General features: G+C 72.5%; 22 protein-coding genes. 5 read left to right on the forward strand and 17 right to left on the reverse strand.

All coding sequences use genetic code 11. The features are described from left to right. The first annotated feature begins 13 nt into the window (after window positions 1–13). On the forward strand, window positions 14–895 hold the full coding sequence (locus tag ACZ63J_RS00595; protein WP_465340067.1) for an SIS domain-containing protein: 882 nt from the start codon (window positions 14–16) through the stop codon (window positions 893–895). A gap of 4 nt (window positions 896–899) precedes the next feature. Here the strand turns inward: ACZ63J_RS00595 and ACZ63J_RS00600 are convergent, their stop codons facing one another. Next, window positions 900–1,457: a TetR/AcrR family transcriptional regulator gene (locus ACZ63J_RS00600; RefSeq protein WP_465400593.1), complete on the reverse strand. Its 558-nt coding sequence runs from the start codon at window positions 1,455–1,457 to the stop codon at window positions 900–902. A gap of 87 nt (window positions 1,458–1,544) precedes the next feature. Between ACZ63J_RS00600 and ACZ63J_RS00605 the strand changes: the two genes are divergently transcribed. From ACZ63J_RS00605 to ACZ63J_RS00615, 3 genes are all read left to right on the forward strand, one after another. Beyond that, a complete protein-coding gene (locus tag ACZ63J_RS00605) occupies window positions 1,545–2,975 on the forward strand; it encodes an FAD-dependent monooxygenase (protein ID WP_465400592.1) in 1,431 nt (476 codons plus the stop codon). Continuing rightward, window positions 2,975–3,310: a putative quinol monooxygenase gene (locus ACZ63J_RS00610; RefSeq protein WP_465340070.1), complete on the forward strand. Its 336-nt coding sequence runs from the start codon at window positions 2,975–2,977 to the stop codon at window positions 3,308–3,310. The genes ACZ63J_RS00605 and ACZ63J_RS00610 overlap by 1 nt, the downstream gene beginning before the upstream one ends. A gap of 147 nt (window positions 3,311–3,457) precedes the next feature. Then, window positions 3,458–4,507, forward strand: a complete 1,050-nt coding sequence (locus ACZ63J_RS00615; protein ID WP_465400591.1) for a glycoside hydrolase family 43 protein — start codon at window positions 3,458–3,460, stop codon at window positions 4,505–4,507. A gap of 42 nt (window positions 4,508–4,549) precedes the next feature. Here the strand turns inward: ACZ63J_RS00615 and ACZ63J_RS00620 are convergent, their stop codons facing one another. The 3 genes from ACZ63J_RS00620 to ACZ63J_RS00630 are packed head-to-tail and all read right to left on the reverse strand — an operon-like array spanning window position 4,550 to window position 7,859. Further along, window positions 4,550–5,305, reverse strand: coding sequence for an SDR family NAD(P)-dependent oxidoreductase (locus ACZ63J_RS00620; RefSeq protein ID WP_465400590.1), 756 nt, complete (start codon window positions 5,303–5,305; stop codon window positions 4,550–4,552). An 11-nt stretch (window positions 5,306–5,316) separates the two neighbouring features. After that, on the reverse strand, window positions 5,317–6,309 hold the full coding sequence (locus ACZ63J_RS00625; protein ID WP_465400589.1) for an LLM class flavin-dependent oxidoreductase: 993 nt from the start codon (window positions 6,307–6,309) through the stop codon (window positions 5,317–5,319). Next, entirely contained in the window at window positions 6,306–7,859 is a 1,554-nt protein-coding gene (locus ACZ63J_RS00630) for an acyl-CoA synthetase (protein WP_465400588.1), read from the reverse strand. The genes ACZ63J_RS00625 and ACZ63J_RS00630 overlap by 4 nt, the downstream gene beginning before the upstream one ends. Window positions 7,860–7,976: 117 nt before the next feature. Between ACZ63J_RS00630 and ACZ63J_RS00635 the strand changes: the two genes are divergently transcribed. Continuing rightward, window positions 7,977–8,594 carry a TetR family transcriptional regulator gene (locus ACZ63J_RS00635; RefSeq protein ID WP_465313432.1) on the forward strand — a complete coding sequence of 206 codons (618 nt, stop codon included), beginning with the start codon at window positions 7,977–7,979 and terminating at the stop codon, window positions 8,592–8,594. 3 nt (window positions 8,595–8,597) lie between these two features. On the opposite strand, the gene ACZ63J_RS00640 is transcribed toward ACZ63J_RS00635, so the two are convergent. The 13 genes from ACZ63J_RS00640 to ACZ63J_RS00700 form a co-directional block, all read right to left on the reverse strand. Beyond that, window positions 8,598–9,731: an agmatine deiminase family protein gene (locus tag ACZ63J_RS00640; protein WP_465400587.1), complete on the reverse strand. Its 1,134-nt coding sequence runs from the start codon at window positions 9,729–9,731 to the stop codon at window positions 8,598–8,600. A gap of 107 nt (window positions 9,732–9,838) precedes the next feature. After that, on the reverse strand, window positions 9,839–10,393 hold the full coding sequence (locus ACZ63J_RS00645; RefSeq protein WP_465400586.1) for a TetR/AcrR family transcriptional regulator: 555 nt from the start codon (window positions 10,391–10,393) through the stop codon (window positions 9,839–9,841). Window positions 10,394–10,505: 112 nt separating this feature from the next. Then, window positions 10,506–11,003, reverse strand: a complete 498-nt coding sequence (locus ACZ63J_RS00650) for a hypothetical protein (protein WP_465400585.1) — start codon at window positions 11,001–11,003, stop codon at window positions 10,506–10,508. Continuing rightward, a complete protein-coding gene (locus ACZ63J_RS00655; protein ID WP_465400584.1) occupies window positions 11,003–11,500 on the reverse strand; it encodes a sigma-70 family RNA polymerase sigma factor in 498 nt (165 codons plus the stop codon). The genes ACZ63J_RS00650 and ACZ63J_RS00655 overlap by 1 nt, the downstream gene beginning before the upstream one ends. A 76-nt stretch (window positions 11,501–11,576) precedes the next feature. Further along, window positions 11,577–12,638, reverse strand: a complete 1,062-nt coding sequence (locus ACZ63J_RS00660) for a radical SAM protein (protein ID WP_465400583.1) — start codon at window positions 12,636–12,638, stop codon at window positions 11,577–11,579. A 25-nt stretch (window positions 12,639–12,663) separates the two neighbouring features. Then, complete coding sequence (locus ACZ63J_RS00665; protein ID WP_465400582.1) at window positions 12,664–13,206, reverse strand: flavin reductase family protein; 543 nt, start codon at window positions 13,204–13,206, stop codon at window positions 12,664–12,666. A 56-nt stretch (window positions 13,207–13,262) separates the two neighbouring features. Beyond that, the gene (locus ACZ63J_RS00670; protein WP_465400581.1) at window positions 13,263–14,618 is read right to left on the reverse strand and encodes an FAD-binding oxidoreductase; all 1,356 of its coding nucleotides are present in this window, start codon (window positions 14,616–14,618) and stop codon (window positions 13,263–13,265) included. After that, entirely contained in the window at window positions 14,615–14,965 is a 351-nt protein-coding gene (locus ACZ63J_RS00675) for an avidin-fold protein (RefSeq protein WP_465400580.1), read from the reverse strand. Before ACZ63J_RS00675 ends, ACZ63J_RS00670 begins: the two co-directional genes overlap by 4 nt. Beyond that, window positions 14,962–16,263 carry an ATP-grasp domain-containing protein gene (locus ACZ63J_RS00680; RefSeq protein WP_465400579.1) on the reverse strand — a complete coding sequence of 434 codons (1,302 nt, stop codon included), beginning with the start codon at window positions 16,261–16,263 and terminating at the stop codon, window positions 14,962–14,964. Before ACZ63J_RS00680 ends, ACZ63J_RS00675 begins: the two co-directional genes overlap by 4 nt. A gap of 35 nt (window positions 16,264–16,298) precedes the next feature. Then, window positions 16,299–17,390, reverse strand: coding sequence for an NAD(P)/FAD-dependent oxidoreductase (locus ACZ63J_RS00685; RefSeq protein ID WP_465400578.1), 1,092 nt, complete (start codon window positions 17,388–17,390; stop codon window positions 16,299–16,301). After that, window positions 17,387–18,934, reverse strand: a complete 1,548-nt coding sequence (locus ACZ63J_RS00690; RefSeq protein WP_465400577.1) for a class I tRNA ligase family protein — start codon at window positions 18,932–18,934, stop codon at window positions 17,387–17,389. Before ACZ63J_RS00690 ends, ACZ63J_RS00685 begins: the two co-directional genes overlap by 4 nt. Continuing rightward, window positions 18,931–19,302, reverse strand: a complete 372-nt coding sequence (locus ACZ63J_RS00695; RefSeq protein WP_465340088.1) for a cupin domain-containing protein — start codon at window positions 19,300–19,302, stop codon at window positions 18,931–18,933. Before ACZ63J_RS00695 ends, ACZ63J_RS00690 begins: the two co-directional genes overlap by 4 nt. After that, on the reverse strand, window positions 19,299–20,639 hold the full coding sequence (locus ACZ63J_RS00700; RefSeq protein WP_465400576.1) for a SidA/IucD/PvdA family monooxygenase: 1,341 nt from the start codon (window positions 20,637–20,639) through the stop codon (window positions 19,299–19,301). Before ACZ63J_RS00700 ends, ACZ63J_RS00695 begins: the two co-directional genes overlap by 4 nt. Window positions 20,640–20,668 lie beyond the last annotated feature (29 nt).

Here is a 20,668-nt window from a genome sequence, read left to right on the forward strand (position 1 = left end):
CCCCAGGAGAACCATGTCCCACACGCTCGACGAGATCACCAGCCAGCCGGAGTGCTGGGCGCGCGTGCTGCGCGAACTGCCGTCCCACGCGCCCGCGCTGCCCGCCGCGGGGGAGCGCGTCGCGGTGGTCGGCTGCGGCACCTCGCTGTTCATGGCCCAGTGTTACGCCCAGCTGCGCGAGGACGCCGGGCTCGGCCTGACCGACGTCTTCCCGGCGTCGGAGGCGAAGCTCGACCGGCCCTACGACCGGCTGCTGGTGATGACCCGCTCCGGCACGACGACGGAGATCCTCACCGCGATCGGCCGGGCCCGCCCGGGAACCCGCGTCACGACGATCACCGCGGTCGCCGGCTCCCCGGCCGCGGAGCTGTCCGACGACGTGGTCGCCCTGCCGTACGCGGACGAGCGGTCGGTGGTCCAGACGCGCTTCCCGACCACGCAGCTGCTGCTCCTGCGCGCGCACCTGGGGCTGCCGGTCGACCGCGCGCTGGCGGACGTCTCCCGGGCCCTGGCCGAGCCGCTCGAGCCGGAACTGCTCGCCGCGGCCCAGATTTCCTTCCTCGGCGCGGACTGGCACGGCGGGCTGGCGAACGAAGCCGCGCTGAAGGTCCGTGAGGCGGCGGCCTGGTGGACGGAGTCGTACTCGGCGATGGAGTACCGCCACGGCCCGATCGCGGTCGCGGCGCCGGGCCGGGCGGTGTGGAGCCTGGCGCCCCTGGACGCGGGCCTGGTGCGGCAGATCGAGGCGACCGGCGCCCACCTCCGTCAGGGCCGGCTGGACCCACTGGCGGAGCTGGTCGCCGTCCAGCGGCTGGCGGTCGAGCTGGCGCTGGCGGCCGGCCGGGACCCGGACCGCCCGGCGCACCTGACCCGGTCGGTGGTCCTGGCCGGCTGAGCGGTCACGCCGGGTCCGTGAGGTAGTGGCGGATGACCGGCGTGACCCAGGCTTCGAGCTCCGCGCGTCCCATGTCCGCCAGCGGTGGCACCTTCAGCACGTAGCGGGACAGGGCCAGGCCGAGGATCTGGGAGCCGAGGAGCGCGGCGCGCTGCGGGGCCCGGTCGGGCACGACCGCGGCCACCGCCGGGGTGACCTGGGCGGTGAACAGCTCCAGCATCTTCTCGGCCGCGGCCGCGCTCGTCGTGGCGGCGCGCAGCAGGGACAGGAAGCCGGCGTTGCCCTCCCAGACACCGAAGAAGCGCGGCATCAGGACCCGCGCGAGGTCGTCCGCCGACACCCCGGTGAGGTCGGGCAGGTCCAGGTCGAACTCGGCGGCCGCGGCGAAGAGCCCTTCCTTCGTGCCGAAGTAGCGGATCACCATCGCCGGGTCGACGCCGACGTCGGCGGCCACGTCGCGCAGCCGGACGCGGTCGAACCCGTGGGCGCCGAAGCGCGTCCGGGCGGCCTCGAGGATCGCGGCACGGGTGGCGGGGGCGGAGCGGCGGCGCGGTGCGGTCACGCCGCCAGCATAAGTCACCGACGGTTGACTTGACTTCGGGGCGCCCGCTACCGTCTAAGTCACCCGCTGTTGACTTAGGAGGTTCCGGTGGAGACCGTGGATGTCGTGGTGGTCGGGGCCGGCCCGGCGGGCTGCCTGCTCGCCGGGGAGCTGGCGCTGGCCGGCCGGTCGGTCGTGGTCGTCGAGAAGCACGTGGAGGCGTCGCCGCTCAGCCGGGCGTTCGGGACCCACGCCCGGACGCTGGAGGTCCTGGACAGCCGTGGCCTCGCCGACGCGCTCGTCGCGACGGGCGCCAAGGCGGGCAGCCTGAGCTTGTGGAAGAGCGCGGGGCTCGACCTCACGCGGTTGCCGTCCCGCTTCCCGTTCCTGCTGGTCACCCCGCAGCGCAACGTCGACAGCCTGCTGGAGGAGCGCGCCCGGGAGCTGGGCGCGCGGATCGTGCGCGGAGCCGAGCTCACGCGGCTGGACCAGCGGGACGACGGGGTTCTGGTGCACCTCGGCTCCGCCGGGAAACCGGCGCTGAAGGCGTCCTACGTCGTCGCGGCCGACGGCGCGCACAGCACCGTCCGGCGGCTGACCGGCACGGCGTTCCCCGGCAAGGTGCTGCTGGACTCGATCATGCTCGCCGACACGCGGCTCGCCGACCCGCCCGGCGACGTCGTCACGGTGGACGCCGTCAAGGACAGCTTCGCGTTTGTCGCGCCGTTCGGCGACGGGTGGTTCCGCGTGATCGCCTGGGACCGGCGCCACGAAGGCGACCCGGCGTTCCGCCCGGAGCCGGCCGTGGTGCGCGACATCCTGCGGCGGACCATGGGCACCGACTTCGGCATGGGGGAGACCCGCTGGATCTCCCGGTTCCGCAGCGACGAGCGTCAGGTGGGCGCCTACCGCGCGGGCCGGGTGTTCTTCGCGGGCGACGCCGCGCACGTCCATTCGCCCGCGGGCGGGCAGGGCATGAACACCGGCATCCAGGACGCGCTCAACCTCGGCTGGAAGCTGGCCGCCGTCCTCGGTGGCGCCGACCCCGCGATCCTCGACACCTATCAGGAGGAGCGGCACCCGGTCGGCAAGCTGGTGCTGCGCACGAGCGGCGCGACGATCCGCCTGATGACGGTGCGCTCGTGGCCGGCCCGGCTGCTGCGCAACCACGTCCTCGGCGTGCTGCTGCGCAACGGCCGGGTCTCCGGCAAGGCCGCGGGCATGTTCACCGGAACCGGCATCCGCTACCGGCGCCCGCCGTCCTCGCACCGGCTGGTCGGCCGGCCCGCGCGCGAGATCCCGTTGCGGTCCGGACGGCTGGCCGAAGCGTTGCGGCACGGCGGGTTCGTGCTCGTGGCGGAGCGGGACGCCGGGCCGGTGCGGGCGCTGGTCCCGGTGGTCCACCGCACCGACGACGGCCCGGGCCTGCTGGTCCGCCCGGACGGCTACATCGCCTGGGCCGGCAACGCCGAGTCCGGCGACTGGGCGGCGGTCCTCAGCCGGTGGACGGCGCCGGTGCGCGAACGGAGTGCCCGCTGATGCAGGTCGTCGTGATCCGGTTCACGGTGCGCGAAGAGTGGGCGGATCGCTGGCTCGGGCTGGTGGAGGAGTTCACCCGGGCCACGCGTTCGGAGGACACCAATCTCTGGTTCTGGTGGGCGCGCAGTGTGGACGAGCCCGGGGTGTTCTTTCTGCTGGAGGGGCATCGGGAAGAGGGGGTCGAGCGGCATTTGAAGTCGCCGCTGATCCCGAAGATCCAGCGTGAGTGGCCGGCCGCGTTGGCCGAGACGCCTCGGGTGCTGATGACGAGGATGCCGGGGGAGGAGTGGGCGGAGCTGGCGCTGCTGCCGGTTCCGGCGGACGACCTCGCTTGAACTCCACCCGACGCTCACCGGTTCAGACCAATTCCGCCCGAGCTGGATCGAGCAAGTCCCCCGCGCGCTACCGGATCCCGCGTCCTCGGGTGATCCTTCCGGGAGGGCCCGCTTCGCCGGGACCACGACCGAGCAAGGGATGTGGTCATGAAGCTCTCCCGATGCGTCGCCGCTCTCGTTCTGCTCCTCGCCGTGGCTCTCGGTGGCGCGCCGGCCGCCGTGGCGGGGCAGACCTCCTTGCGGGCCGCCGATCCGGGTGTGCTCCGGGTCGGGTCCACCTATGTCGCCGTGCAGTCCGCCGGGGGCGGGATCGTCGTGCGGCAGGCCGCTTCCACCGATGGGCTCGCCGGCGCGCCCGCGCGGCGGATCTGGAGTGACAGCCGGGGGCTCGGGGAGGTGTGGGCGCCGGAGATCGTCACCGACGGGGGCCGGTTCTACGTCTACTTCTCGGCCGGAACCGGGGCGGCGCACCGGATGTACGTGATCAGCTCCGCCACCGCCGACAGCGGCTACACCGGCGAGACCCAGCTGGCGCTGCCCGACGGGAAGTGGGCCATCGACGGCACGCAGTTCACCTTCAACGGGCAACGCTGGTTCGTCTGGTCGGGCTGGGCCGGGGACACCAACGTCGAACAGAACCTCTACATCGCCAGGATGAGCACCCCGACGACGCCGACCGGCGCGCGGTACATCATCTCGCAGCCGCGGGAGAGCTGGGAACGCGTCGTCGGCAACCCTTACATCAACGAAGCGCCCGTGCCGATCAAGGACCCCAACGGGCAGCTGCACATCGCCTACTCGGCCAACGGCAGCTGGAGCGACCAGTACTGCATCGCCGAGGTCCGCCTGCGCGCCGGCGGTGACCCGACCTACGTCTGGGACTGGTACAAGTCGAACGGCTGTCTCTTCGGCTCCCACCGCGAAACGATGATGGCCGGCTGGGACCCGACGCTGTACGTCGACGGGCCGGGCAGCCACAGCTTCGTCCTGCTCAACGGCGACATCGCGACCAGCCCGCCCGCCGGGCCGAAGTTCCCGCTGATGTTCCACGCCGTCGCCAAGGGGACGCCCTACTCGTGGGCGAACCGGTACTGGTACACCGGAACCTTCTGCTGGTGGGGCTCGACCACCTACCGCCGCGCCAACGTCCCGGGCGCGACCACCGACACCGGCTGGAGCCTCAAGTTCTTCGAGTGACCGGCCGGCGGGCCGCCCGGAGCAGACCCGCCGACCGGCGTCTCACACGAGCGACGCGGTCAGCCCGCCGTCGAGGACGTAGTGGCTGCCGGTCACCCAGCTCGCGCGGTCGGACGCCAGGAACGCCGCCACCTCCGCGATGTCCTGCGGGGTGCCGAGCCGGCCCTGCTTTGCCGCGACGAGGTCGCCGAACGGGACCTGGGTTGCCGCCTCGAAGTCGGGGACCAGCCGCTCGACCATGGCCGTGTCGGCGAAGCCCGGGCAGACCGCGTTGACGCGGATGCCGGCCGGGCGCATCTCCACCGCGGCGACGCGGGTCAGCTGGATGACCGCCGCCTTCGTCGCGCAGTAGGAGCCGAGCAGCGGGCTGCCGCCGACGCCGGCGATCGAGGAGATGTTGACGATGTTGCCCTTCGACTCGACCAGGTGCGGGGTCGCCGCCTTCATCGCGACGAACGTGCCGCGCACGTTGACCGCGAAGATCTTGTCGAAACTCTCCGTGGACTGCTGCAGCAGCGGCGACGACACCTCGATGCCGGCGTTGTTGACCAGGACGTCGAGGCCGCCGAGGATCTCGACCGCCTGCTGGATCGCGGTCTGGACCTGGGTTTCGTCGGTGACGTCGCAGTTGGCGACGCCGGCCGCGCCGATCTCCTCGGCCGCCTGCTTGGCCGAGAGGGCGTTGAGGTCGCTGACCACGACCTGGGCGCCGCGTTCGATGAACAGCTTCGCGATCGCCTTGCCGATGCCGGCGCCCGACCCGGTGACGAAGACGCGCTTTCCCTCGAGTTCGGACATGGTCTTTCCCTTCACATCGCTTCGATCTTGGGCAGGATTTCTTCCTTGAGGCGCTTCAGGTCGTCGAGCGTCTTGGCCACCGGCACGTCCTGGAACGGCGGCCACAGGAAGGGCATCGTGAGCCCGGCGTCCTGGTAGCGCTTGAGCTGGTCGGTGATCTGCGCCGCCGACCCCACGAGCAGGTTGGTGCCCTTGCCCCGGGGGGTCTGGTCCATGTCGCCGTCGGTGATGACGAACCAGATCATGCTGGAGATCTCGAGGTCGTCGACCGACCGCGGGGTGTCGAGCGCGTCGAGCTCGCGCTGGATCTCGGTGCGCCACCGCCGGATGTCCTCGGGCGAGTCCTGGATCCCGATCCAGCCGGAAAGGCCGTACTTGGCGATGCGGGCGGCCGAGCGCTTCGGGTCCTTGAGGCCGCTGAAGAAGATCGGCGGGTGCGGCTTCTGCACCGGCTTGGCCCCGAAGCCGGCCGACTCGAAGTCGGCGAACTCGCCGTGGTACTCGAAGACCTCGTTCGTCCAGATGCCCTGCATGATCTCCAGGGTTTCGCGGACGTGCTTGTGCCGCTTGGGGAAGATGTGCGCGGCGCTGGCGGCGGCGAACTCCTCGGGCATCCAGCCGGAGCCGACGGCGACGTTGAGCCGCCCGCCCGAGAGGTGGTCGATGGTGGCCAGCTCCGCGGCGAGCACACCGGGGGACCGGTACGGCGTGTCGATGATGCTCATGCCGATCCGGACCTTCGAGGTCTTCGCGGCGAGCCAGGGGAGCAGCGGCATGCCCTGCAGGAACTCGCCCCGCGAGCTCACCGGGAGCTGCTTGCCCATTTCGTCCAGCATCCCGAAGGGGTACTGCATCTCCCCGCGGTCCGAGGACTCCGGCACGATGATCCGGTCGAGCGTCCAGACGGAGTCGAAGTCGAGGTCTTCCGCGAGGGCGGTGAGGTCTTCGAGTTCCCGGACGGTCACCTTGTCCCGGAAGTTCGGCAGGTAGAGCGCGAGTTTCATGGTCGGACAGCCTCCTTGCTGTTCTGCGTGAAGGTGGAACGGATGTCGGCTTTGAGGACCTTGCCGACGGTGGAGCGCGGCAGCTCCGGCCAGATCTCGATCTGCTTCGGCGCCTTGACGCTGCCGATGCGGTCCTTGACGAACGCGATCAGCTCGCCCGTGTCCAGCTCGCGGCCGGGCTGGAGCTGGACGACGGCGGTGACACGTTCGCCCCACTTGTCGTCGGGCAGGCCGATCACGGCGCAGTCGCGGACGGCGTCGTGGGCCATCACCGCCTGCTCGACTTCGGCGGAGTAGACGTTGAAGCCGCCGGTGATGACCATGTCCTTGGCGCGGTCGACGATGTGGAGGAAGCCCTCGTCGTCGAGGAAACCGATGTCGCCGGTGTGGTGCCAGCCGTGGGTCGACGCCTCCGCCGTCGCCTCGGGGTTGCGGTAGTAGCCGGCCATCACCAGGGAGCCGCGCACGCAGATCTCGCCGCGTTCGCCGCGGGGCACGGGCCGGCCCTCGTCGTCGAGGATCGCCACGGTGACCAGCGGCGACGGCCGGCCGGCGGACGACAGCCGTCCCGTGTGGACGGTCCCGTCGGGACGGCGATGCTCGGCGGGGGACATCGTCGAGATCATCATCGGCGCCTCGGACTGGCCGAACAGCTGCGCCATCGGCCCGATGCGGTCGAGAGCCTCGGTCAGCCGGGCGGTCGACATCGGCGCCGCGCCGTACCAGAAGCACTGCAGCGACGAGAGGTCCGTCGTGGCGAGCGCCTCGTGGCCGAGCACCATGTAGATCAGCGTCGGCGGCAGGAACGTGTGCGTGACGCCGTGGCGCTCGATCAGCTCCAGGAACCGTCCGACGTCGGGCTTCGGCATGATCACGATCTCGCCGCCGCGGGCGAGGACCGGGAAGCAGAGCACACCCGCCGCGTGGGTCAGCGGTGCCAGGGCGAGGTACACCGGGCGCCCGTCGAAGGGGTAGCTCATCAGCGTGATCGCCGACATCACTTCGAGGTTGCGGTCGGTGAGCATGACGCCCTTGGGGCGCCCGGTGGTGCCGCCGGTCCCGACGAGGGCGACCACGCCGTCGGGCTGGTCCGCTTCGGCCGAGGGATCGTCTTTCGCGGCGCCGAGCCACGTGTCGAAGCCGGGGGCGAAGTCGTCGCCGTCACCGAGCCGGACGAGCGTGGTCAGCTTGGGGAGCTTCGGGGCGATCTGGCGGACGAGGTCCTCGAAGCCGGGCTGGAAGATCAGCGTGGCGCAGTCGAACAGGTCCAGCAGCTCGGCGTTCTCGCCGGCGGCGTTGCGCGGGTTGATCGGGCACCACACCGCGCCGGCCCGGGCGACGCCGAAGACGCACGTGAACGCCGTCGGGTCGTTGGCCGAGAGGATGCCGACCTTGTCCCCGGGCCGCACGCCGGACCGGCGCAGGGCGCGGGCGACGGCCTGGGCGAGTTCGACCACTTGGCCGTAGGTCCGGGACACCCCGTCGAGGGTCAGGCAGGGCGCGTCCGGGTCCAGGGAGGCGCCTTTTTCCAGGTAGAAGTACAGAGACATCGTCGTCCCTCCCGAGCTCCGTCGGTCGCTGGACACGACCTTGGCCGCCGTTTGGACGAATGTCAAGATTTTCTTGGACGATTGGTCAGAGAGTGGCTCGATGGTATCTTCGGGCCCGTGACCAGCGCAGCCGCCGTCAGGCACCGGAGCCGGGCCGACAAGTTCGAGGAGCGCCGCCGCGAGCTCGCCGACGCGGCGCTGCTGGCGTTGGCCGACCTCGGCTACGCCCGCACCAGCCTGCGCACCATCGCCGAGCACACGAAGTTCTCGCACGGGCTGCTGCACTACTACTTCGCCGACAAGGTCGAGCTGATCACCTACTGCGTGCGGCGGTACAAGGCGTCCTGCGTGACGCGCTACGAAGGCGGCGTCGCCGAAGCGGCCACGCCGGCCGGGCTCGCCGCCGCCTGCGCGGACGGGCTGGCCGCCACCCTCGGCGACGCGCCCCTGATGCACCGGCTCTGGTACGACCTGCGCACGCAGTCGCTGTTCGAGGCGGCCTTCCGCGACGACGTCGCCGAGATCGACGAGAGCCTGCGGGACATGATCTGGCGCAACGTCCGCGCGTACGCCGACCTCACCGGCGCCGAGCCGAACTGCGGCCCGGCCGAGGCGTACGCGTTGTTCGACGGCCTGTTCCAGCAGGCCCTGCAGCACCACCTCGCGGGCGCCGAAACGGCCCTCGGCGACCTGCGGCAGCGCGTGCGCGACCTGTTCCCGCGCCTGGTCGGCTGACGCCTACGCGGGCACGTCGTGGGTCGAGCAATGGATCCCGCCGCCCCCGGCGGCGATGGCGTCGATCCGCACCGGAACCACCTCGCGGCCCGGGAACTGCTCACCCAGGATGTCCTGGGCGCGCGCGTCGGCCGCCGCGTCCCCGAACTCCGGCAGGAACACGGCGCCGTTGGCGACGTAGAAGTTCGCGTAGGACGACACGAACGCGTCACCCTCGCCGGTGATCCGGTCGGGATCGGGCTGGGGCAGGTCGACGATCCGGAACGGCCGCCCGGCGGCGTCGGTGGCGCCGGCGAGGACGGCACGGGCCTGCTCGGCCGAGCGTGACCAGACGTCCGGCGGGGTGCCCGGGAAAGCCTTGTCCAGCAGCACAACGCCGGGCGCGGTGTAGCGGACCAGGCAGTCGACGTGGGCGTCGGTGATGTCCTGCCCCTTCACACCCGCGAGCCAGACGACCTTCGTGACGCCGAGGGTCTGCTTGAGCTCGTCTTCGATCTGCTGCCGGCTTTTGCCGGGGTTGCGGTTGTCGTTCACGATCGAGCTTTCGGTGACCAGCAGGGTGCCTTCGCCGTCGGTCTCCAGCGCGCCGCCTTCGGCGACCAGTGGCGCTGTGACGCGCGGGAGCCCGGCGGTCTCCAGCACCGCGCGGGCCACCCGGGCGTCCTGGGTGTGCCGCTGTTTCCCGCCCCAGCCGTTGAAGTTGAAGTCGACGCCGGTCAGTTTTCCGTTGTCCCGCACGAAAACCGGGGCCGTGTCGCGGGCCCACAGGTCGTCGGCGGGGATGTCGACCGTCTCGACGCCGGTGCCTGCGGCCTGCCGCGCGCGGTCCCGGTCGCCGGACCCGGCCAGCAGGACCACGTGCTCGAACCCGGCGATGGCCCGCGCCAGCCGCACGATGTCCGCCTGGACCGCGGGCAGGTCGGGGCCCCAGATCCCGTCGGAGGTCGGCCACGCCATCACTGTCCGGGCGTGCTTTTCCCACTCGGCGCCGAAGACCCGGCCGTCCGGGGCGGGGGCGCTGCTGCTCTCGGGCGCGGCGGCCGAGCCGGGGGAGCTGCACGCCGAGATCCCGAGCGCGGCGCCGAGGCCGAGCGCCGTGGTGAGGGCGCTGCGGCGGGAGAAGGGTGCGGAGGGCATGGGGTGGGTGCTCCTGTGCGGCCGGGGTCGGTCACCCCAGCCTGACACTGACTGAAAATTCAGTCAAATCGAGTCGCGCTTCGGGTGACTTGGATGACACGCAGACGTCAGGAGCCGAGCTCGGCCGCGACCGCGCCGAGCAGCAGGCCGCGGGCCCGGTCCACGGTGAGCGTCCCCGACAGCCACCGCTCCGACAGGCCTTCGACCAGCGCGGTCAGCCGCTCGGCGACGTCGTCCGGCTCGGCGGCAGGGCCCGCGGCGGCGACCAGCTCGGCGATCTCGGCCACCCAGATCCGGGTGGCCTCGTCGAGGCGCTCGCGCAGCTCGGTCTCGAACACGGCGCTGGCGCGCAGCTCACCCCAGGCGATGCTGTTCTCGCGGACCTCGTCGACGTCCTGCAGCTCCAGCAGGAGCCGCTGCTCCAGCAGCGCCCGCGCGTCCCCGCCGGCCGGCAGCGCCGCGGTGGTGTACCGCGCGGCGCGGTCGTTGACGTGGTCCAGGGTCGCGCTCAGCAGCCCGGCGCGGTCCTTGAAGTGGTAGTAGATGAGGCCCGTGGACGTCCCGGCTTCGGCCGCGACCTCCTCGACGCGCAGCCCGCGGACCCCGCTGCGGGCGACGAGGCCGGCCGCGGCCCGCAGGATCAGGTCGCGCTTGCCCGCCACACCGCCGCCCTCCGCCGCCCGAAAGTTCCCGGCCCACCGTATCCGGCTGGTTCGGGGGCAGCCGGACGAGGCCGAAGGTGACGTGGCCTGGTCGCCGGCAACCTCGACGGGTTTACAACCGGGCCGCGGGCAGTCCGAGCCGGGCGCAGGTGCCCGGGTCGCCCGGGAAGACCCCGACCGCTCCCGCCACCACGCCGGCCGCTTCCGGCGTCAGCACACAGGCGACGAGCGGTTCGCCGTCCGACGGCCGGCGGTCACCGCAGATCTGCATGATTTCGCCAGTGACGTCGACCCGGCCGGCGCGGCCGCCGACGCCGATCGCGACGTGCTGGTCCGGCGCCGTGCTGCCGATGTCCGCGGTGCGGTAGCAGTAGCCGATCTCCCGCTCGGTGGGGGCGACGAGGCTGCCCGGTGCGGCCTCCCGAGGCGCGGACACCAGCATCGCCGCGCCGGAGACGACGGCGACCCCGGCCACCACCGCGGCCGCGCCGAGCCGGCCGTGTGCGCGACGGCGGGCCCGGCCACGCGCCTCGAGCGCGTCGAAGTCGAGGCGCAGCGGCGGCTCGCCGTCGCCGAGGGCGCGGACCAGCAGGTCCTTGGCGTCCGTCATCAGCTGCTCCTCTCGGTCACCGCGGTGGTTTCGCCGAGCAGACGGCGGAGCGTGGTGAGGCCGCGGGCGGCCTGCGACCGCGCGGTGCCCTCGGAGATGCGCAGCACCTTCGCGACTTCGATGCTGGTGAGATCGCTGAAGTACCGCAGCACCAAGACGGCTCGCTGCCGTGGCGGCACACGCTGCAGCGCGGCCCGGACGTCGAGCGCGTCCGCCGGCTCCGCACCCGCGACGGGCGTGTCCGGGAGCTCGTGACGCAGCTCCGCGCGCCGGTACGGGCGGCGGGCCTCGTCGATCGCCAGCCGGGAGATCACGCGGCGGGCGTAGGCGTCGACGCCGGCCGGGTCGATGCGTTGCCAGCGGGTGTAGAGCCGCAGCAGGGCCGTCTGGACCAGATCCTCGGCCAAGGCCCAGTCCCCGCACATCAGGAACGCCTCACGCCGCCAGATCGCCGCGCGTTCCCGCGCGACCCGGCTGAATTCCCCTCGATCGGCCACGACCACCCCTCTCGCAGGGACATACGAGAGCGCACCGGCGGAGCGTTGCACGCCCGCCGTGAATTCGGTGGCCGGCTCAGAACAACGTCGCCTGCTGTGGCTCCGCCTCCGGCTGGTTCCGCCGCCCGTTCAGCGCGAACTTGTCCTCGATCGACTCGTCCGGGTCGGGGAGCCCGTACCGCGCGATGATCGCCCGGATCCGCTCGCTCACCTCGCGGCGGTACGGGCGCAGCGTCTCCGACCCCGACGAATACAGCGTCGTGTAGTCCGGCACCAGGTGCGGATGGTTGCGCCGCAGCCAGGAGAAGAACACGTCCTTCACCCCGGACGACAGGTACAGCGGGTGGAACAGCACCGTCGTCGCGCCCGCGGTGGCCACCGCCGACACCAGCTCCTCCAGCTGCTCCGGGGAGTCGGTGAGCCGGGGGAGGATCGGCGACAGGAACACCGTGCAGTCCAGGCCCGCGTCGCGGATCGCGCGGACCGTGGCCAGGCGCGCGGTCGTCGTCGCCGTGCCGAACTCCACCGACTGCTGCAGCTCTTCGTCCATGATCGAGATCGACAGCCCGAGGTGCACCGTCGTCGCGCGGCTCGCCTTGACCAGGCGGTCGAGGTCACGGCGGATCGTCGTGCCCTTCGTCAGGATCGAGAACGGCACCCGGTGGCCCGCCAGCGCGTCGATGATGCCCGGCATCAGCTCGTAGCGGCCCTCGGCCCGCTGGTACACGTCGGTGTTCGTGCCGAACGCCACCCGCGGCGGCAGCTTCCGCTTGCGCGCCAGCTCGTTGCGCAGCACTTCGACGATGTTCGTCTTGACGATGATCTCGTTGTCGAAGTCGCCGGCGGCGTTCAGCCCGAGCCGGGTGTGGGTGGGACGCGCGAAGCAGTACTGGCACGCGTGCGTGCAGCCGCGGTACGGGTTGATCGTGTACTCGCCGGGCAGCATCCGCGCGTCCGCGGGCACGTGGTTGAGCGCGCTCTTCGCCAGCACCTCGTGGAACGTCACCCCGCGGAAGTCCGGGGTCCGGACGCTGCGGACGAACCCGCTCATCCGCGCCAGCCCCGGCAGGGTGCCGTCGTCGACGCGGTCGGTGCGCTGGCCGCTCCACCGCATCGCGCTGTCTTCGCTGCTCGTCAAGGATCCCCCTTTGTCCGGCCCGAATTTACACCGCCTCACCCCAGTGCCCCGGCCCCGACAGATCGAGCGTCGCGGCCGGCGGCCGGCTCACGGCGTGGTACTCGCCGTGCACGAACACCAGGGCCGGCGTCCTTCGATCGTGTCCGGTGGCCAGGACGTTTCCGACGACCAGAGTGTGGTCGCCGAGGTCGAACCGCTCCTGGAGCACGCATTCGAGCCAGGACGCGCCGTCGAGCACCAGCGCGCCGGTGTGCGCGCCGGGCCGGGCGGCGAGTGTGGTGAGGTGCTCGGCCCGCCGTTCGCGGGGTCCGGCGAAGCGGCCGGCGAGCTCACGCGCGTCGGCGGGCAGGATCGACACCACCCACCGGCCGCCGGCCAGCAGGTCGGTGAGGAACGCCGAACCCTTGCGGAAGCACAGGGAGATCAACGGCGGGTCGAGGGAGATCGAACTGAGCGAGTTGACGGTCACGGCGTCGTGGTGGCGGCCGTCGGGGGTGTCGCGGTACGTGCTCGCGACGCACACCCCGGTGGCGAACGCGCGCATGGCACCGCGGAGGTCGGGCGGCATTCGGCTGCTCCTGGGTCGGGGGCCGGCCCGCGCGGGACGCGGGCCGGCCGGTGGGGTCACAGGGCTTGCGGGAAGCGGAAGAACCGGTCGGGGTCGTACGTGCGCTTGACCTCGGCGAGCCGGCCGGCGTTGGGCCCGTAGTAGGCCCGCGGCCAGTCCTCGAGGTCCGGATCGGTGAAGTTGACGTACGAGGCGTCGGGCGCGAACTCCCCGGCCTCGGCGTGCAGGGCGTGCAGCCAGTCCAGGTTCGCCCGGACGGTCGTGGCCGGGTCCTGCTCGGTCCACGACGTGTCGAGGCTGAGCAGGAACTTCGTGTCCCGGTGCGGGAACGCCGTTTCCGTGACGAGGACGCGGTTGATCGCCCCGCCCCACGCGAACAGCGCGGCCCCGGCGCCGTCGGGGTTGCCGCTGCCCGGCCACTTGTCGACGGCGCGCACGAGCGCCGCCAGCCCGGTGTCGCCGATCGCGTGCGGCGTGCACCGCGTGCGGGCGGCGAACGCCCCGCCTTCACTGCCGTGGTGCAGGTACCGCGCGGCTTCCCAGAAGTCCCGGTCCTCGATGTCGGCGCGGTCGGGGACCGCGACGGCGAAGACCGGCGCGAGCAGCTCACGCAGTTCCTCGGCCGGGCCGAGGTGGTGGCCCACCACGGAAACCACGCCGTCGTCGCCCGCCGAGCGGGCGATGCCGATCCGGGCGGAGAACCGGTCCGGCGCGGTCAGCATGATCTCCTGCATCGTGGCCAGCACCTCGACCGCGTGCGGCCACGACCAGAGCAGCAGGCACGTCGAGCCGGTGGGTGCCGGCCGCGCCTGGAACGTGAAGCTCGTGTTCACGCCGAAGTTGCCACCCCCGCCGCCGCGGCACGCCCAGAACAGGTCCGGGTGCTCGGTCGCCGACGCCGTCACGGTCCGGCCGTCAGCCAGCACGACCTCGGTCGACACCAGCGCGTCGCAGGTGAGGCCGAACGCGCGGGAGATCGTCGTGACCCCGCCGCCGAGGGTCAGGCCGCCGATGCCGACGGTGTCGGAGTTGCCGAGCGGGAAGGTCAGGTCCCACGGCCGCAACCCGGCGTAGAGCGCGGCCATCGGTGTCGCCCCGCCGACCGTGACACGCCCGGTGTCGCAGTCGATCCGGATGCCGGCCAGCCGCCGCAGGTCCAGCACCAGGCCGGTGCCGGTCGAGTGGCCGGCGTAGCTGTGCCCGCCACCGCGGACGACCAGCGGCACCGACTCGGTGCGCGCCCACTCGATCGCCTTCGCGACGTCGCCGGAGTGGGCCACCGAGAGGACCGCCGCCGGGCGGGTGGCGGCGAACCGCCGGTTCTCCGGCGCGGTGGCTTCGTCGAAGCCCGGCTCGCCGGGGAGCCGCAGGTCGCCGTCCACCCGGCCGGCCAGCGAAGACCACGCGGTCACGACGCCGCTCCGACCGGGACCGCGGCGGGAATCTCCTCGAGGAAGGAGACGCCGGTTTCGGCGTGCTCGCCGTAGCGTTCCCAGACCTCGCGCAGCACCAGGGTGCCGCCGTGCCGCTGCGGGCTGTTGGTGCTGTGCCCGGCGATCACCTCGCCGCTGTCGAGCACCATCGTGTAGGCCAGGCGCAGCACGCCGGCCGCGTCGCAGGTGCCGGTGATCGTGCCGCGGCGGACGCGGCCGCCTTCGAACACGGCCCAGACGAGGTCGCCACGCTGGTGGTACTCCGCGCAGGTGCCGTCCCCGCCGCCGAGCTTGCGGAACCGGCGGCCGTCGTAGTCGATGGTCATTCGTCCACGTCCAGGAGTCCGGCCGGCATCTCCAGCGTGGTGCCGGCGGGCGGCGGCTCGATCTCTTCGGTGTCGATCTCGACGAGCGACGCCGCGTGCGCCAGCCGCCGCGAGACCTCGTCCGGGCCGGAGCCCTCGCAGACGACCAGGGAGTGCCGGGCGATGTAGCCGCCCGGCGGCAGCCGCAGCGTGGTGCCCGGCTCGGCCATCGGCGACGCGAGCACCAGTCCGGGCGCCTCCTCGGGGACCTTGACCGAGTGCAGGATGCAGTCGTGTCCGGGGTAGCCGAAGCGGATGCCGGCGGTGCCGCCGCGGGTGTGCGCGACGTCGGGACGCTGCCCGGTGGCGACGTCGAACAGCACCCCGCCGGGGTCGATGCCGGTCGCCGTCTTGCCGAGGAACGGGATCAGGTCCCCGCCGAGGCGGCCGTTGACCTCGATGATGACCGGGCCCTTCGCGGTCAGCCGGACCTCGGTGTGGGTGATGCCGTTCTCGATGCCCAGCACGTGGTGGGCGCGGGTCAGCACGTCCAGCAGGGCCTCGTCGCGCAGCAGCGGGTCGGCGGAGTCGACGACGTGGCCGGTCTCCTCGAAGAACGGCGGCATGCCGGTGCTCTTGCGGGCCAGGAACATCGGCAGGTACTCACCCTTGTAGACGGCGCCGTCGATGCTGATCTCGGGACCGTCGGCGAACCCCTCGATGAGCGCGCCACCGCGGTACGGCTCGTCGCCGACCAGGCTGGCCTCGTGGGCGACGCGGTAGGCGGAGACGAGCTCTTCTTCGTCGGCGGCCAGGGAGACACCCATGCTGGCGCCCAGCGCGCGCGGCTTGACGATCACCGGATAGCCGATGCGCGCGGCGGCCGCCTTCGCCCCTTCGAGGTCCGGGACCAGCTCGAAGCCCGGCTGCGGCAGGCCGGCCGCGGTGAGCCGGGTGCGGCAGCTGTGCTTGTCGCGGCAGCCGTGCACGCCGGGGATGCTCAGGCCGGGGACGCCGAACTCGGCGGCCAGCTCGGCCGCGGGCATCACGAGCGGCTCGTCCCAGCACAGCACGCCGGTGACGGCGTAGCGGCCGGCCAGCTCGCGGGCGGTCTCGGCGAGCAGCGTGTGGTCGAAGACGTTGACGACGGTGATGTCGTCGAAGTACTCGTGCTGCCAGGTGGGCTTGAGGTTGTTGACCAGCACCAGTTTCAGGCCGGCCTCGCGGGCGCGGGCGGAGACGGTGCGGACGATGTACTCGCGGTAGAGCTTCAGGCCGCTGCCGATGACGAGCAGCGCCCCCGGGGCGTTCGTGGTCATGAAGGTCGTCCTCCGGTCGGATGGGTGGTTCGCGGTCAGGCCGCGGCTCGGACGGTGTGGCGGGCCAGTTCGGCGACAACGGCGTCGGCCGCCAGGGGAGCGGTGCGGAAGCCGTCGCCGCCACTGGCCGCGCGGGCCCAGACGGCGGGCCCGACGCGGACGAAGCCGGTTTCGCCGCCGTCGGTGGTGGTGTAGTGGCAGTGTTTGACGCGGTCGACGGCGTAGGTGTCCACTTCGGACACGATGCCGGCTGCGAGCACACGCCCGGCCCAGTTCGTGCCGTCGTCCGATGTGGACAGACCGGCGACCTCGCGGCGCGCCGCGTCGGTGCTGATCTTGAGCAGGGTGCCCGCCACCGACGGCAGCAGCCAGGCCCGGCCGTCGGCGCCGATGCCGCCCGCCGTCGGCGTCGCCGCCCACGCGCGGGCGAGCTCGGCCGGCGGGCGCAGGTACACCATCGTCTGGCGGTGCACGGTGACCGGCCGGTCGACCAGCGCCGACGACCACGGCCCGGCGGCGACGAGCACGACGTCGCCGTGCTCGGTGGTGCCGTCGGCCAGGTGGACCCGCCCGCTGCCGGCGTCGACGTCCACCGCCTCCCGGCCGGGCCGCAGCTCGGCCAGGGGGTGGTGGCGCAGCCAGCGGGCGGCCGCGTGCAGCACGCGGTCGGCCAGCAGGGTGCCGGCGTGCGGCTCGAGCACCGCGCCGGATCCCGCCGGGAACCCGATCAGCGGCAGGCTCGCCGGGTCGGCGACCCGGACCGGCACCCCGGCGGCTTCGGCCGTCGCGACGGCTCCGGCCACCTCGCCGGCGGGCAACGCGGTCAGCACGCCGACGCGGCGGTAGAGGCAGGCACCCGGCAGGTGGTCGCACAGCAGCGCGTCCAGCGCCCGCCACCGGCGGTGCAGGTCCGCGCTCCGGCGGGTGGCCTCCGGGTCGCCGGCGACCAGCGCGCGCAACGCCCGGTGCTGGTCGAACGACGTCGCGCCCGGGTGCGGGACCGGGCCCCGCTCCAGCAGCACGACGCGGTGCCCGGCCCGCACGCAGCCGATCGCGGTGAGCAGCCCGGTGATGCCGCCGCCGACCACCACGACCCGCAGGCCGTCCTGCCGGGTGCCCGCGCTCATCGCGCGGCCCGCGCCGGGCTCAGGCGGGGCAGGGCCACCGGCGTGACCGACCCGGTGGCGGCCGGCGCCGGACCCGCGTCGGGCCCGAAGACCTGCGCCGCCAGGTCGATCAGCACCGGCGCCGCCGCGCGCAGCAGCCGGTCGATCTCGAAGCAGAAGTCCCCGGCGTCGGCGCCGGTCACCTCGTGCCCGTCCAGCCGCGCCAGCTGCTCGGTGATGGCCTCCGCCGCCCGGTTCAGGCTGAACCCGGCCAGCTCGTAGGAGGCCGCGAACCGCTCGCCCATCCGGGCCGCGGCCCGGACGGCGCGGTCCGACACCGGCAGCGGGCCGAGCCCGACCCAGCGGTTCACCTTGTCCGCCACCCGGTTCCAGGGGCCGACCAGCCGGGTCTCGGTGACCTGCGTGAGCGCGTCCCGGCTGAAGCTGGTCCGCTGGTGCTCGGGGCTGGTCGCGGCCAGGTGGAACCGGATCAGGTCGCGCGGCACCTCCTCGGCCAGCTCCCGGCTCCAGATCACGTGCCCGCGGCTGGTCGAGAACTTCCGGTAGTCCAGCTCGTAGAACTCGTTGGTCAGGTACCGGGTCGGGAGCTGGTACACCCCGCCGAGCGCGAGCAGCATCGCCGGCCCGGCGATCGCGAACGGGTAGATGTTGTCGAACCCGAGGAAGTACACGATCTCCGAACCCGCGCCGGCGAGCCAGAGCGCGTCCTCGGTGCCTTCCGCGACCCCGCGGGCCTCCGCCGCCAGCGCCGAAGCGTGCATGCTCCACGCCATCGGCTCGGCGTTGGGGTTGACGACCTGCCCGGAGACCTCGGGGAAGGGCACGCCGATGCCCCACGAGATCGGGTAGGTGACCGGGAAGTCCGGCAGCGGCCGCGCCAGCATCGCGGCCAGCGCCTGGGCCATGTGCGGCCGGATCCCGTCGGCGTGCGCCGCGAAGTGCGCCCGCAGCTGCTCCCGGTAACGCTCGACCGGGAGCACGAGCACGTCGGCCTCCCGCAGCTCCACGACGTCGTCGGGGTCCAAAGTGGACCGGACGTCGATGAGCTCGCCCGCCGCCACCAGCTGCCCGCAGCTCTCGCAGAGCCCCGCGCAGCCTTCGGACAGGCACTCCGGACAGTTGCCGGAGGCGAACCCGTCGACGAGGAACTGCCCGGTCCGCGTCGAGAACGGGAACTTCATCGTGCGCAGCTCGAGCTTGCCCGCCGAGTACAGCCGGCCGATGAAGTCGACGACCCACTTGGTGAACCGGTCGTCGTCGCCGGTGTAGCCGTCGACGCCGATGCCCAGCGCGGCCAGGCTGGCCTCGATCTGCGCCGCCGAGTTCGCCACCAGCTCCGCCGGAGTCACGCCGCGGCGGTGCGCGGTGGTGACGACGAACGTCGAGGTGTCCTGGAACCCGGTGCCCAGCAGCACTTCCCGGCCCTGGGCCCGCGCGTAGCGGGTGTGCACGTCCGCGGCCAGGAACGGCCCGGCGATGTGCCCGAGGTGCAGGTCCCCGTTCGCGGTCGGCGCCGGGGAGATGATCACGGTCCGGGTGCTCATGGCGCGCTCGCTTCGTGCCGGGCCACGAACCGGGCCGACATCTCGGGATCCCACCAGACGCCGAAGTACTCGAAGTCCGCGTCCCCGGCGTTGACGACGCGGTGCGTCGAACCCGGCGGCAGCCGGACGACGTCGCCGGCGGCGAAGGAGCGCCGCTCGTCGTCGACGACCAGCTCGGCCGAACCGCTGATCGCGATGAAGATCTCGTACTCGTGGTGGGCGTGCGGGTCGGACTCGGTGCCGGCGCGCAGGACGCACCAGGCTCCTTCGAAGGGGGCGTTGAGCTCGGGCCAGGGCAGCAGCCGCTGCCCGTCGAGGCCGTAGGCGCGTTCCAGCCGCGCGCGGTCCAGCGGACGGACGTCGATCATGCCGCCACCACCACGGACTGGTCGTTCGAGCCCGGCGCGGCCGCGGGCCGGGCGCCCCGCCGGTCGAAGATGTCGCCGGAGATGTCGCCCGAACGCTGGGCCAGCACGCTGATCAGCGAGTCGGAGATGCCGTGCGTCGCCTCGTTGACCCCCTGCAGGTACAGCGCGCCGCGGGCGTCGTCGCCGAGGTCCGCGCGGTACTGCCGGTTGACCGTCACCTCGGGCAGGCCGATCGCGTCGGCCAGGTCGCGGACCATCGCCGGCATCCGCGGGTCGAAGCCGGTGCCGAGGAACACCGCGTCGCAGTGGAACTGCTCCTTTCCGCCGGTCTTGAGGTCGTGGACCTCCAGCACGACCTCCTCGCCGCCGCCGGGGCGGTGCTCGGTCCACGCGCCGGTGACCTCGGTCAGGCCGCGGATGGTCGAGACGGGCTCGCCGAGCATCTTCTGGCGGTAGATCATCGTGTACAGCTCCTCGAGGAACGGGGCGGCCAGGCCGGCGTAGTTCGTCAGGTGCATCTCCTCGAGCACCTTCGCCCGGACCCCGTCCGACATCCGGTAGAACTCGTCCACGAAGGACGGGTAGAACAGCTCGTTGACGAACTTGCTGGTCTGGTAGTCCTTCAGCGCGATCGAGCGCAGCAGCATGGTGGGCGACGAGCCCGGCGCGTGCTGGTGCAGCGCCATGAACATCTCGGCCGCGCTCTGCGCGCCGCCGACGACGACCGGGCGCAGCGGCTTGCCCTCCCGGGCCAGCCCGACGGTGGTTTCGACGCGGCTGCTGTACTGCGTGCTGTGCACGACCCGCTCGGCGGGCAGGTGCTTGAAGACGTCCGGCACGTGGGCGTCGCGGCCGCCGCCGACCACGAGGTCGCGGCAGAGCACGGTGTCGCCGTCGGACAGCGGGACGGTGAAGCCGAGCACCGAGCCGTCCTCGGAGTGGATCGGCAGGATCCGCTCGGCACGGGCGTTGTAGCGGATCCGGACGTGCTCGAGGGAGTCGGCCACCCACTGCTGGTAGGCCGAGACCTGCCAACGGAACGGGTTGAAGGTGCCGAGGTTGACGAACTCGTCGAGCTCACCGCGCTCGTGCATGAAGTTCAGGAACGAGAAGCGGCTGCGCGGGTTCCGCAGGGTCACCAGGTCCTTCACATAGGACACCTGGCTGCGGGCCCAGGGCAGCAGCAGGTTGCGCTGCCACACGACGTCTTCGTACTGCTCCAGGATCATCGAGCCGCGGGCCAGCTCGGTGTTCCCGCTCTCCTCGAGCGCCACGGCCAGGGCGAGGTTCGCCGGCCCCGCGCCGATCATCAGGACATCCACCTCGTGGACGGTCACGTCGGTACCTCTTTCGGTTCGGGGTGCGG

Source organism: Amycolatopsis sp. NPDC104863 (assembly GCF_055582965.1).

Bases quoted from the DNA above. Each gene is read 5' to 3' on its own strand.
- ACZ63J_RS00595 (WP_465340067.1), top strand. From the start codon at position 14: ATGTCCCACACGCTCGACGAGATCACCAGCCAGCCGGAGTGCTGGGCG.
- ACZ63J_RS00610 (WP_465340070.1), top strand. From the start codon at position 2,975: ATGCAGGTCGTCGTGATCCGGTTCACGGTGCGCGAAGAGTGGGCGGAT.
- ACZ63J_RS00615 (WP_465400591.1), top strand. From the start codon at position 3,458: ATGAAGCTCTCCCGATGCGTCGCCGCTCTCGTTCTGCTCCTCGCCGTG.
- ACZ63J_RS00620 (WP_465400590.1), bottom strand. From the start codon at position 5,305: ATGTCCGAACTCGAGGGAAAGCGCGTCTTCGTCACCGGGTCGGGCGCC.
- ACZ63J_RS00625 (WP_465400589.1), bottom strand. From the start codon at position 6,309: ATGAAACTCGCGCTCTACCTGCCGAACTTCCGGGACAAGGTGACCGTC.
- ACZ63J_RS00630 (WP_465400588.1), bottom strand. From the start codon at position 7,859: ATGTCTCTGTACTTCTACCTGGAAAAAGGCGCCTCCCTGGACCCGGAC.
- ACZ63J_RS00640 (WP_465400587.1), bottom strand. From the start codon at position 9,731: ATGCCCTCCGCACCCTTCTCCCGCCGCAGCGCCCTCACCACGGCGCTC.
- ACZ63J_RS00650 (WP_465400585.1), bottom strand. From the start codon at position 11,003: ATGACGGACGCCAAGGACCTGCTGGTCCGCGCCCTCGGCGACGGCGAG.
- ACZ63J_RS00665 (WP_465400582.1), bottom strand. From the start codon at position 13,206: ATGCCGCCCGACCTCCGCGGTGCCATGCGCGCGTTCGCCACCGGGGTG.
- ACZ63J_RS00675 (WP_465400580.1), bottom strand. From the start codon at position 14,965: ATGACCATCGACTACGACGGCCGCCGGTTCCGCAAGCTCGGCGGCGGG.
- ACZ63J_RS00680 (WP_465400579.1), bottom strand. From the start codon at position 16,263: ATGACCACGAACGCCCCGGGGGCGCTGCTCGTCATCGGCAGCGGCCTG.
- ACZ63J_RS00685 (WP_465400578.1), bottom strand. From the start codon at position 17,390: ATGAGCGCGGGCACCCGGCAGGACGGCCTGCGGGTCGTGGTGGTCGGC.
- ACZ63J_RS00690 (WP_465400577.1), bottom strand. From the start codon at position 18,934: ATGAGCACCCGGACCGTGATCATCTCCCCGGCGCCGACCGCGAACGGG.
- ACZ63J_RS00695 (WP_465340088.1), bottom strand. From the start codon at position 19,302: ATGATCGACGTCCGTCCGCTGGACCGCGCGCGGCTGGAACGCGCCTAC.